The sequence below is a fragment of the Methanobrevibacter arboriphilus genome (assembly GCF_019669925.1).
In the GTDB taxonomy this organism is placed as follows: domain Archaea; phylum Methanobacteriota; class Methanobacteria; order Methanobacteriales; family Methanobacteriaceae; genus Methanobinarius; species Methanobinarius arboriphilus_A.
The window spans coordinates 621,389-633,456 of the sequence record NZ_AP019779.1 but is presented as its reverse complement, the minus strand read 5'-3'; the positions used below and the strand labels follow the sequence as shown (position 1 = coordinate 633,456).

Genomic DNA, 12,068 nt, shown 5'->3' with positions numbered 1-12,068 from the left:
CTATTCTTCTCTTAAAGAAGAGGTAAAAGTTGATGTTGCTATTATTGGTGGTGGAATAGCTGGAATAACAACAGGGTTTATTCTTAAAAAATAAGGATTCAATGTTGCTTTAATTGAATCTAATCGTATTGTTGGTGATGTTACTGCTGGAACAACAGCTAAAATCACTATTACATCTGGTTTAATTTATAGTAATCTTTTATCTAAATTTGGAAAAGACTTTGCTTTAAAATTTTATATGGCAAATTTTGATGCTTTTAATACTATTAGTAATATTGTCAATGAATTTAATATTGATTGTGATTATAGAGTTTCTCCTTTGTGTTTATATTCTTCTGATGAAAATTCTTTTCATTTAATTAAAGATGAGTATGATTCATTAGAAGAGCTTGGAGTTCATGCAAAACTTACTGATGAGTTACCATACCCTCATAAAGGATTGGGGATATTACATGATAATCAAGGTGAATTTCATCCAAAAAAATACTTAAATTTTTTAGCTGATTCTATTGATGGTAATGGTTCTTTTGTTTTTGAGAAAACACGAGTTTTTAGTATTGAAGATGCTCCAAAGGATTTATTCTATGATTCTGATTTGAAAAAGATTTCTAATGGTAATTATAATGATTTAAAATTGATTCATACTGAAAATGGAAATATTTTAGCTAATTTTGTAGTTGTAGCTACTAATTCTCCTATATATGATCCAGATTCTGTCTGTAATTTTATGCATCAAAATAAGTCATATATAATGGGAGTTTATACTAATAAAAATAAAGATTCTGGTATGTTTGTAGATATTAACCCATTTCATTCTTATAGATCAACTAATACTGATAAGGGAGAAATGGTTATTGTTGGTGGTGAACATCATGATATTGGTGAGGTTGAAGATACTTGGGAGTGTTATAAAAACTTAAGTAATTATATTGAAGAAATTTTCGATACAACCGATATTGAATATTTTTGGTCTAACCAAGACAATAGAGCTGTAGATGAGGTTCCTATAATTGGTGAAACTTCACATAATGGTGTTTATATAGCTACAGGATTTGGAAGTTGGGGAATGACTACTGGAACTATATCAGCTAATGTTATTTCTCAATTAATATTAAATAAACTTGGTAAAAAGAGAATAAAACTTAATGAAGGAAAAGAAAATTTAAGAATAGATGATTATATTAATATTTTTGATCCTCAAAGATTTAAGGATAAAGAAGGCCATAAAGATATTGAGGAATGTTTAAATAGGTTGGATAGAGGATCTAAAATTGAAAATTCTGATACTTATGAGTTAAATGATGAGGAATCTCAGTGTTTATCTAAGTATTTGTTAGAATTAGATTTTGAAGAAGCAAAAATTGTTAATATTGGAAATCATTCAGTAGCAATTTATAAAGACATTGATTCTAATTTTTATGGGGTTGAATCAAGATCTACTCATAGTGGTTGTACTCTTGTCTGGAATACAGCTGAAAAATCATGGGAATGTCCTAAATTTGGGTCAAGATTTAGTTTTAATGGAAAAGTGATCCATGGACCTGCAATTTATGATTTAAAATCATATATTTAAAAAATTCTCATGTATTATTAGTTCTTATTTGCTTTTTAAGCAATTTAATTTTAATTTTAAGTAATCTTTATTTTAATTTTAAGCAATTCTCATTGCAATGTTTCCAGCTTCTTTAAGTACTTCATTTTTCTGGTTTAAATCTTCTTTTGAATGAATTCCTGCAGCTATTAATGTATTTACAACATTAAAATTCATAAAATCGTATAAAAATGCTTTTTGATTTTTTATATATTCTTCATAAACTTTAGTATCAGGATTTCCTTGAGTGTATATTAAAATAACTTTTTTCCCATCAACATTTCTATTTTCATTATTATATATACTATAAAATCTATCTGTGAATAGTTTAGTTTGTGCTGTAACTTCACCAAAATAAATTGGAGATCCAACAATAATATAATCTGCATCCTCCATTTCTTTATGAATTTTATTTATATCATCATCTAAATCACATGATTCATTTTCTTTGCAATATCCACAAGCTTGACAAGGATTTATATTTAAACTGTTTAAAGATACTAATGCAGTTTCGTGATTATTTTCATCTGCTGTGTTTAGTATTTTTTTAATTATTGTATTTGTACTACCTTCCTTATTTGGACTTCCTGAAAATGCCATAATTTTCATAAATTCACCCCATCCTTAAAATTTAAAGTTTATTAACTATTTTAATTAAATTATACTATTTTAATTAATTTTATAAATTAATTTTATAAGTTAATTTTAGAACCTAATTTTATAAACTGATTCTATATAAGATATAAATTAATTTATATATAATTTAATTTATATATAAACTAGATTATATTTATTATATTAATATTATATTTAATATTATATTAGTTTATAACTAATTTAATAATTTATTTTATAATAATAATATCAATAATAATATTAATAATAATATTAATAGTAATATTTATAGTAATATCAATAGTAATACTTAAAATAACAGTGGTAATAATAAACTTAGTAATATTCATGTTTTTAAGTTTGTTATTTAAGCTTTTTATTTAAATTTTTATCTAAATTTCTTTGTTTTTTAGAGTTTAAGAGGGGTTTTAATGGTTTCTGATAAAGATCTTTTTGATGGAATGAGTGAAAATAATAAAAATAGGTATAAAAAAGATACGATCAATAGATATGGTAAGCGTTCATTTAAAAAGGCTGATAAAAAGCTTAAAAAGATGAGCCCTGCTGAATGGGAAAATTATCAATCTAACTTAAACAACCTAATTCAAGATATAGCCAACTCTATGGATAAAAATGAATATAATTCAAAAAAAGTTCAAAAATTAATATTTAAGCATTTTAAATTAGTTGGGACTTTGAATCCAACAAATAAAGAATCATATATTGAGTTAGCAAATCTTTACTGTGAACATGAAGACTTTATAGTGTTTTTTGATAATTATCATAAAGGATTGGCCCAGTTTATGTCTAAAGCTATGATATATTTTGCAAATAATAATTCTAGAAATTAATTCCAGAAATTAATTTTTTAACTAACAATTTTTAATTATTTATATTCTATTTAATCAACATTAAACATTAAATTATATATACTAATGTATATCAATATAAACTATGAAAGAAAAGGCAATAAAAATAGAGGATTCAGATTCATTCCAAACAATATTCACAAAATATGGGGCAATAGCTTTAGATAAGCAAGAATGCTTTGGTGAAATTATTGGAGATACTATTGGGAATTTAAATATTGATGATGGAGTTATATCTTTTGGAGATGATTTAGAATTTCCAGTACAGATAATTGGGACCTTATCCAACGAAAATAATAAGTGGCATTGGGCATGGGATAATGAAGAGGTAAACTTCCCTGAAAATTTAATCAAAGAGTCTTTTGATGTTAAAAAAATTGGTGAAAAATATAGTATTGGTCAGTTCACTACCGATGTATTTGATGCTGATTTACTTGAATCTCATTTGATAGCTATGACTGTTTCAGGCATTATGGATGATGATGCTTATTATGCAGTTGATCTAGGAGAAGTTACAATCTTTGTAACTATTAAATCTGATAAAATTCAAAAAGACAACTCAATTGAAAGATTTATAAATGTTTATAATAAGTTTCAAAAGGAATTTGATGTTAAACCAAGACTTGCATTTGAAGCTTATACTAAACTTAGAGGCTATAAATATAAGGAAAGAGATGAGTTTTCAGTAGCTAAAATTGATGAATCAAGAGTTATAGTTGGATTTTCAGAAAGAGGTAATGTAACTCATATTCAAACTATGTTAGAATAATTTAATCTCTATTTTATGTTTTCATTTCTATTTATTATAGTTTAAATATTTTAATACTTTTTGCATATATTTTATTAATATATTTATTCTATCAATATATTATTTTTATATTATTTATAAGATTATTTCTAATATTAATTATAATATTATTTTTAGTATTATATCTGATATTAGTTATAATATTATTTTTAATATTAATTATAATATTATTTTTAGTATTATTTCTAATATTTAGCTTATATGGCATTTAAAATTTTGGTATTTGGGCATTCCTAGTATTTTGAGTGGTTTTATGGATAAAGAATTAATTCAAGAAATAAACTATGAAATGTCAATATTAATTGATTCTGGTTTTTATTGCAATGAGGAGATACTTGAAATTATAGAAGAACAGTTTATTGATGAAGATATACCATTAGATGTTCTTGATAACATAATCTTAAATAAATATAATGAGAATATATCTAAACAAAAGAATTGGGAAGAAAAAACTGACTTTGATAGAATTAGGGAGTGTTTTAATCAGATTAATAAGGAAAACATAATAGCTATCCATAATGCAGGTTATACTATAGATGAAGGTGTTCATGATGCTTTTGAAGTCTTTCATCACCTTAAAACCAAAAATAGGTCTCCTGAGGGATTTTGTTTCTATAATTTTCAAGATATAGAAGTAGCTATTAATTATAATCTGTTAAATATTGCTTTTGGTGATTTTACAGACAATGAGGAAAAATCATTAGATATAGGTAAAAAAATAGCTAATATTTTTAAAGTCAATGGTTTTTCTGTTAAATGGAATGAAAATATTAATACAAGAATTGAAATTAATCCATTTAAGTGGGAGAAATCCTTTGATAATCAAGAATATGAAATGGAAGGAGCTTTTAATTCTTATTTAAAGAATTATAAATAATTAAGAATATTTATGAAACAAAAAACTTTAAGGTTAATGGAAGATGCAATTTCATCAGCTGGAAGATGGACTTGGTTAGAAACATCTGAAAATTCTATTCAACTTGATTTTGAGGATGTTCAATTGTATAAACCAAGCTTAGAAAAATATACTAAACATTCTAGTGAAATAACTATCCGTTTAGCTGATGATCCTTTTTTTACTATTTATTATAATGATTATCAAGATATAAATTTTTTAAACATAAAAAATAATTTAAACATAAAAAATAGTAAAAAAAAGAATTACTTTTTAAAAGAAGAAGATCTTCAAATTAAAGATGATTTTTCATATAAAATAATAGAAAATGGACTGAAATTTCAAGATTTTAATCTTTTTGAGAAAATAAATAAGGATTATAAGTTTAAAAAGACATTTTTAGGAAACATTGATCATTTTTCTAATATTAATAATGATTTTTTTAATATTGACGTTGATTTTTTATTAGTAGTCATTTTTGATGATATTGCTATTGTTTGTGGAGCTAATCAAATTAATTTTTTCAATGATTTTGAGTCTTTAAATGATCATGATATTAAAAAGCTTTCTAATCAATGGTGGGTTTACTGGGTTGATTATTGGAAATCTAAAAAAACTGATCATGAATATGAGTATGATCCTGCTTGTGAAGTATTTTTATGGATATAAGTTTTCAGAAATACAATTTTTCATGATATAAATTTTCATAATATAGATTTCTATGGTATAGACTTGTATTATTATAGATTTGTATTATTATAGGTTTTATTATTATAGACTTTTATAATATAGCTTTTTAATTTATTTTATTTCTAATTTATTTTATTTTTAATATATTATTTCTAATGATTTTAATTTTATTAAATGATAATTTTATTAATGTTTTTAATAATATATTATAATAGGATTATTTACTATGAAATCTAATTCACATTATAAATCAGAAGATATAACTATTGAGGATATAGTCAATTGTTTAAATGATTTAGAAAGTATTGATTCATTTTTTATATTAGAAAGAGGAGATTGTAGCTATCTCCAATGTATAAATTATAAAGGTCATTTATTAATTGAAGAGAGAGTTTATAAGGATAATAGTTTTAAACATTATGTTTTAGGGCATGATTATAACATCTTTAATGAAAATGAAGTCAAAAAAGATGGGATATGTGATACTGATGAAAGTATAATGTTTAATGTAGGGCATGAAAATAAAAAATCTTATTTTAATAATTATAGACTAGCTATTGATGATAAATTTTTCAAAAGATTTTCAAATGAACTTTTTTCTTTAGAAGAAACTATTAATATTTTTACTAATTATTATACTAATATCCCATTTGAATTTATCACAAAAAGAGATATAACTCATGAGTTTGGAGAGTTAGAAGAAGGATTTATTTTTATCAAATGGTTAAATTCAGCAGTTGATAGTTTTAAGGAAGATTTAGATGAATTTATAACAATTATCGAACCTTTTATAATCGATGAACTTAAAAAAGATTGTATTGGTCGTAAAATTGTTTTTGATGAAAAAATGATTGAAGGGTTAAATTTTCCTGAAAATGAAGATATTAATAATGAAGATATTAATGGAAATAATATCAAATGCTCAGTTTTTCAAGTCATAGACGTTTTCTGGGCTGTTGAGTCTATCATTGAAATTGCTAAAAAATATGAGTTTATATATGATATTGTTATTTTTAAAAAGAAAAGTCTTGAGGATATTGAGCTTATAAAAATAAGTATTGAAGATTTCAGCTAAATTATCCTATCAGACAACACATAAACAATATTTAAAAATCAATGAAACTAATAAACAGAAAACTATAAAATAATAAACTTCATTAGCCAATTTGTTATTATTCATGACCATCACCCTCAAATATCAAGTTATTACTTTTAGTTTTCCACATTAATAAACCTTACTATTAATTTTGTAATGGTTAAAAATATCATTATAAAAAACACAAAAAAAAATGATAAATCAAAAGATTTTTATATAAAGAAATTGAGGGAAATAAGAAAAATCAAGAAGAATTAGAAATTATTAAAAATATTAAATGATTGTATATAGATATAATAATTAGATATAGGATTATAATAATTAAATATAGATTGAGTACATTAAAAAGTAATAATATTAAAATAAAGGCTTTGTAGAAATCCTAATTTTTCTTAAAATTTTAAATTTCTTTTTTTCAATATTATTCTTTAATTTTAAAATAAACTATTTTTCATTCTTTAAATATTTATAAAAAGTATTTAATTTTGTTAATTCGAATTTTGTTAATTAAAAAGATATAAATATTAAAAAGGAGAATATATATTAATATGAAACGCAAAAATACATATTCTCCATTTAATAATTTAATTTCAAGACAGTTAAATCTTTCGGATTTTAACTTTGAAAAACCTGTTCAAAACTGTATTAAAAGATTTAAAAATCAATTTAAAATTGATTTAAATGAAAATAAACTTATAAATTTTATTTTTTACACTTATAATCACGCTGAAGAATGTATAAATAAGTATTCACACTATTTTTCTAATCATTTATACACACAACCTACTTTATTCACTATTTTAGCAATGAAAATTTATTTAAAATTAACTTATCGTGAAATAAGCTTTCTAATAGACTTATCTGATAATTTAAAGAAATTTTTCCATATAAAAAGGGCACCACACTACACAACTCTTCAAAAATTCTTTAAAAGGTTACCTGCAAGAATTTTAAATAAAATAAATCAATTAATCCTGATTGAAAATGATATAAAACCAGAAATGATTGTTTTAGATGGAAGTGGGTTCACAAATGATAATGCAGATAAATATTATGCTCAAATACGCAAAAAAGAGCGAAAAAGCTACATTAAGAATCATATTGCAATTGATGTTAAATCTCGTTTAATATTAAACTATCAAACACAAAAAGGTCCAAAATACGATACACAATTTGCAATAGCTTCAATTAGAAAAATAAAAAAATATAAACCTCATTACATATTAGCAGACAGAGCGTACGACACAGAACCAATTAGAAAATGTATAAACGAAGAAATTGAAGCTTTTGACCAAATACCATTGAAAAAAAGAGCTAAAAAGGGAAAATATAGATTAAATAGCCCTACAATTTTTCGAAATAAAATTTATAGAAAAAGAAACAACGTTGAAAGTGTATTCAGCGTAATAAAAAGATTATTTGATGGAACAAATCAAAGTAAAAGTACAAAACTATCAATCAAAGAAACCAAACTTAAAAACACAATTTACAATATACACAGATCAATACAAATCAACTAAAAAAAGGATTTCTACAAAGCCAAAATAAAAAAGAATCAAAAATAAAAAATTTAGTTAATAAAAAATCATTAATCAAATTTTTTAATTAATAACATATAAAGCATCTCTTTTACTAATTTGTTTTAAGCTGCTTGTACCTAATCTTAAATTTTTAACAATTTTTGAATATTTTTTAGGTATTTTAAATCTTAATATTATTTTTGTTGATTTTCCAGGTTTTAATGCTTTTAATTTAGCACTTGCAGTATATTTTTTAAGTTTAGGATGAATTTTACCGATATTTTTGTCGCCTGACTTTTGATACCACATTGATATTTTTGTCGCCTTTGAAGTTTTTGATCCTACATTAGCTACTTTAATAACTAAATAATCTATAGTTCCTCTTCTATAACTTTTTTGACTATAATAACCTGCGGTTATTGGTTGGGATTTACCCAATGACAATTGAGGAGCATCAGTAACTTTAACTAAATATATCTTGGTTCCATTGATTATTTTTCCATTTGCTTTTATAGATTGTCCAAAAATGTCATAACCTGTACAAGTACCATTAAGTTTTACTTTAATAAGATACCATCCTGTTTTTTTATATGTATGTGATATCCATTTAGTAGTTTTCTTTTTAGTACCATCATCAAAATCTATAGTTGCACCTTTGACTTTCATACCTTTTAAATTAGTTACTAATATATCGCCTCCACTATTTATTGAAGCTTTATATTTAATTTTATTTCCTTTAGCTACTTGGAAAGCATAATCTTTATAGGATTTCCATTTTTTGGGAATTTTATTTTTTTCAATGGTCTGGATTCCTTTATTTGCACTCAATTGTGTAAAACTATCTGCATTAGGACCGGTTACTTCAAACCCATCAGTACCATATTTTCCGTCTGCCCAAGTTGCAGATATTGAGAATAATACTAAAAATGATAATAGTATTGCAAATATTCCCACTCTGGTTTTATTAATATTCAAATTTTCCACCCCTTATTAATTTGAAAAATCTTTCTTTTTTTGCTAATATTTTTTATAATATCTAATATATTTAGTTTATTAATATTTTCAATTTTTTTATTATATATATTATATTAAATTAATTTATTATCTTATTATAATTTATATAAATAATAATTTATAATAAATACAATTTTTCTAATATCAAATGAAGTTTATAAATTATCATTTGTAATTGAAAATATATATAGTTTTGTTATTTAACAATATTATTAATTAAGATTATTGTTAGTTTTGTTTAATCTTATTGTTATTTTTATATTTATTTTTTTAAATAATTAATGTTTATTTTAATCTACTATCTATCTAGTTTATAATATAATATATTTTCTAATAATTTTTATAAGCTGATTAAGAAATTGGAAATAGTATTAAAAATAGCTATTATAGTTAATAATAAAATTAATACTAATTTTGTTATTATTCATATTATTCATTATTAACAATTAACTTAATATAGGATAATTTAACAATAGTATAATTGGGTTGATTTTTTGATTTTAAGTTAAAAAAATATATTTTAATAAAATCAAATAGTCTATTATCTTTATAAATATAATATCTTTATAAAAAACATTAATATTGTAGAAAAATGAAAAATTTAATTATTATTATATTATAAATATTAACTATATAAAACTTAAGTTAACTATAATCTATGTTAATTATAATTTAAGTTAACTATAATTTAAGTTTGATGATTATTTAATGGTTTAGGAGATTCAAATGACTTGTAATATTTTAGTTGGTGGAGCTTGGGGAGACGAAGGTAAAGGAAAATGTATAACTTATCTTTGTGATAATGATAAACCCAGTATAATAGCTCGTGCTGGAGTTGGACCGAATGCTGGTCATTCAGTAGAGTTTAATGGTGAAAAATATGGTTTACGTCTTACTCCTTCAGGTTTTGTAAACAGAGACGCGAAGCTTCTGATTGGTGCAGGAGTTCTTGTTGATCCTGAAGTATTTTTCCATGAATTAGATTACCTTGATAAGTATGATATTAAAAGTAGGTCCTTTATGGATTATCGATGTTCTATGATAGAACCTGAACATAAAGAGCGTGATCAAGCTTCAGAACATCTTTTCAAGAAAATTGGCAGTACTGGAACTGGATGTGGTCCAGCTAACGCTGATAGAGTACTTAGAACAGCTAAAATGGCTCAAGACCTTCCTGAACTTGAAAATTATACTACTGATGTTCCTTTGGCAGTTAATGAAGCTATTGACAATGGTGAGGAAGTTTTTATTGAAGGATCTCAAGGCTTTGGACTTTCTCTTTATTATGGAACTTATCCTTTTGTAACTAGTAAAGATACAACAGCTAGTACTTTTGCAGCTGATGTTGGAGTAGGACCAACTAAGATAGATGATGTTATCATCGTTTTTAAATCTTATATTACTCGTGTAGGTGAAGGACCTTTCCCATCTGAAATGCCTCAAGATCAAGCTGAAGAATTGGGCATTGAAGAATATGGTACTGTTACAGGAAGAAGAAGGAGAGTAGGTCTTTTTGATATGGATTTAGCTAAGGAAGCTTGTATGATAAATGGTGCAACTCAAATAGCTTTAACCTGTGTTGATCGTCTTTTCCCTGATTGTGAAAGAACTCAGGATTACTCTGCACTTTCTGGGGAGACTAAGAGTTTTATTGATGAAATTGAAAAAGAAACTGGTGTTCCTGTTACAATAATATCTACTGGTCCTGATTTAAAAGATACTATTGATTTAAGGAAAGAATTATTATAATTAATTTAAATATAATATTAAATCGTATATTATACTTTCTTATTATATTTTTTTATTATATTCTCTTATTATTTCTATTATTATATTTTTTATTATATTACATACCTATTTTTATAGAATAGAATTTATTTTTTAATAATTATTCATTTTTTAATAATTATTTTAATATTTATTTTTAATTTAAATTATGGCAAATTCTGTAAATTTAAGGGTTTATTTTAATAATAAAACTTTTATAAGTATTTTTCATTTTATTCTTGCTATTCCATCTACTTTGTCGAAATCTTTGTCAAAACTGATTATTTTTTCAGCTTTTAACTCTTTCATTTTTTCAACTATTAAAACATCAACTAAAGATAAGCTTCCATCATATTTCAGATGATTAACCATCGCTTTATCATATAAATTGTTTGTGGTGAGAATTGTATAATTATCTTTAATATTATTATATACTATATTAGCTTTTTTACCTCCTCCAAGATAACCCACTTTAGCTATTGTTTCTAATATTACTCCATCGGTTACCATACAATTGTCTTCTTCTTTTATTACATCTAATAATGATATTGCATTATTATGCCATTGATCTTTTTTAATAGTTAGTGCAATAAAATAACATGAATCAATGAAAATCAAGTTTATAATCTCCTTTTCAATTTTTTTAGATCATGTTTACTCATTTTTTTTAATTCTACTGCATCTGTAGGGGTTTCTAAATCAATTATTCCTATAATATCTCTTAATTTACTTTTTTCACGGAACTTGATTTTTATTTCACCATTATCATCTTCTATCCATTCAACAATATCATTTGGCTTTAAGTTATATTTTTTCCTTATTTCAGAGGGGATTATTGTTTGATTGTTATCATAAATTTTACTACTTATCATAGCTAATCACCAATTATATATTATATTGATAGTTATACTTAAATCTATTCAAGACAATATTCTTTTTTGGCTATCTATTTTAATTTTATATTTTATTATCACTAATTCAAATGTTTTATCTTTTATCTATTTTTAGGATTTTATATCTTAATCGAAGTGTTTTAATTGTTTATTATTGTATTAACTATTTTCAATAGTTTTTTATTTTTCATTTTTTATCTTTATTTTTTATTATTTTTATTGAATAGAATTTATTTTTTAATAATTATTCATTTTTTAATAATTATTTTAATATTTATGCTCAGTTTTTTTTATTATTTTTAATAATCAT

General features: G+C 23.4%; 13 protein-coding genes. 8 read left to right on the top strand and 5 right to left on the bottom strand.

What is annotated here, in order from left to right:
• Entirely contained in the window at positions 1–168 is a 168-nt protein-coding gene (locus MarbSA_RS02585; protein ID WP_156314687.1) for a hypothetical protein, read from the bottom strand.
• On the opposite strand from MarbSA_RS02585, the gene MarbSA_RS02580 reads away from it, so the two are divergent.
• Positions 113–1,573 carry an FAD-dependent oxidoreductase gene (locus MarbSA_RS02580; protein WP_348531747.1) on the top strand — a complete coding sequence of 487 codons (1,461 nt, stop codon included), beginning with the start codon at positions 113–115 and terminating at the stop codon, positions 1,571–1,573. The two genes, MarbSA_RS02585 and MarbSA_RS02580, sit on opposite strands and share 56 nt — an antisense overlap.
• 78 nt (positions 1,574–1,651) lie before the next feature.
• On the opposite strand, the gene MarbSA_RS02575 is transcribed toward MarbSA_RS02580, so the two are convergent.
• On the bottom strand, positions 1,652–2,200 hold the full coding sequence (locus MarbSA_RS02575) for a flavodoxin family protein (protein WP_054835535.1): 549 nt from the start codon (positions 2,198–2,200) through the stop codon (positions 1,652–1,654).
• A gap of 437 nt (positions 2,201–2,637) precedes the next feature.
• On the opposite strand from MarbSA_RS02575, the gene MarbSA_RS02570 reads away from it, so the two are divergent.
• The 6 genes from MarbSA_RS02570 to MarbSA_RS10310 all read left to right on the top strand — a co-directional run bounded on the left by MarbSA_RS02570 (position 2,638) and on the right by MarbSA_RS10310 (position 8,084).
• Complete coding sequence (locus tag MarbSA_RS02570; RefSeq protein WP_221061797.1) at positions 2,638–3,057, top strand: TipAS antibiotic-recognition domain-containing protein; 420 nt, start codon at positions 2,638–2,640, stop codon at positions 3,055–3,057.
• 103 nt (positions 3,058–3,160) lie between these two features.
• Complete coding sequence (locus tag MarbSA_RS02565; RefSeq protein WP_042701392.1) at positions 3,161–3,844, top strand: DUF6882 domain-containing protein; 684 nt, start codon at positions 3,161–3,163, stop codon at positions 3,842–3,844.
• Positions 3,845–4,136: 292 nt separating this feature from the next.
• A complete protein-coding gene (locus MarbSA_RS02560; protein ID WP_054835873.1) occupies positions 4,137–4,760 on the top strand; it encodes a DUF6891 domain-containing protein in 624 nt (207 codons plus the stop codon).
• A gap of 12 nt (positions 4,761–4,772) precedes the next feature.
• The gene (locus MarbSA_RS02555; RefSeq protein ID WP_042701386.1) at positions 4,773–5,447 is read left to right on the top strand and encodes a hypothetical protein; all 675 of its coding nucleotides are present in this window, start codon (positions 4,773–4,775) and stop codon (positions 5,445–5,447) included.
• Between the two features lie 247 nt (positions 5,448–5,694).
• Positions 5,695–6,543: a hypothetical protein gene (locus tag MarbSA_RS02550; protein ID WP_054835907.1), complete on the top strand. Its 849-nt coding sequence runs from the start codon at positions 5,695–5,697 to the stop codon at positions 6,541–6,543.
• 569 nt (positions 6,544–7,112) lie between these two features.
• Positions 7,113–8,084: a transposase gene (locus MarbSA_RS10310; protein WP_231624340.1), complete on the top strand. Its 972-nt coding sequence runs from the start codon at positions 7,113–7,115 to the stop codon at positions 8,082–8,084.
• Between the two features lie 81 nt (positions 8,085–8,165).
• On the opposite strand, the gene MarbSA_RS02540 is transcribed toward MarbSA_RS10310, so the two are convergent.
• Positions 8,166–9,059: a hypothetical protein gene (locus MarbSA_RS02540; RefSeq protein ID WP_054835934.1), complete on the bottom strand. Its 894-nt coding sequence runs from the start codon at positions 9,057–9,059 to the stop codon at positions 8,166–8,168.
• A 765-nt stretch (positions 9,060–9,824) separates the two neighbouring features.
• Between MarbSA_RS02540 and MarbSA_RS02535 the strand changes: the two genes are divergently transcribed.
• Positions 9,825–10,847: an adenylosuccinate synthetase gene (locus tag MarbSA_RS02535; RefSeq protein WP_042701325.1), complete on the top strand. Its 1,023-nt coding sequence runs from the start codon at positions 9,825–9,827 to the stop codon at positions 10,845–10,847.
• A 246-nt stretch (positions 10,848–11,093) separates the two neighbouring features.
• On the opposite strand, the gene MarbSA_RS02530 is transcribed toward MarbSA_RS02535, so the two are convergent.
• Both MarbSA_RS02530 and MarbSA_RS02525 read right to left on the bottom strand, forming a co-directional pair.
• Positions 11,094–11,483 (bottom strand): type II toxin-antitoxin system VapC family toxin, encoded by a 390-nt coding sequence (locus MarbSA_RS02530; protein ID WP_054835932.1) that lies wholly within the window; start codon positions 11,481–11,483, stop codon positions 11,094–11,096.
• A 2-nt stretch (positions 11,484–11,485) separates the two neighbouring features.
• Positions 11,486–11,737: an AbrB/MazE/SpoVT family DNA-binding domain-containing protein gene (locus MarbSA_RS02525; RefSeq protein WP_042701319.1), complete on the bottom strand. Its 252-nt coding sequence runs from the start codon at positions 11,735–11,737 to the stop codon at positions 11,486–11,488.
• Positions 11,738–12,068: the final 331 nt, after the last annotated feature.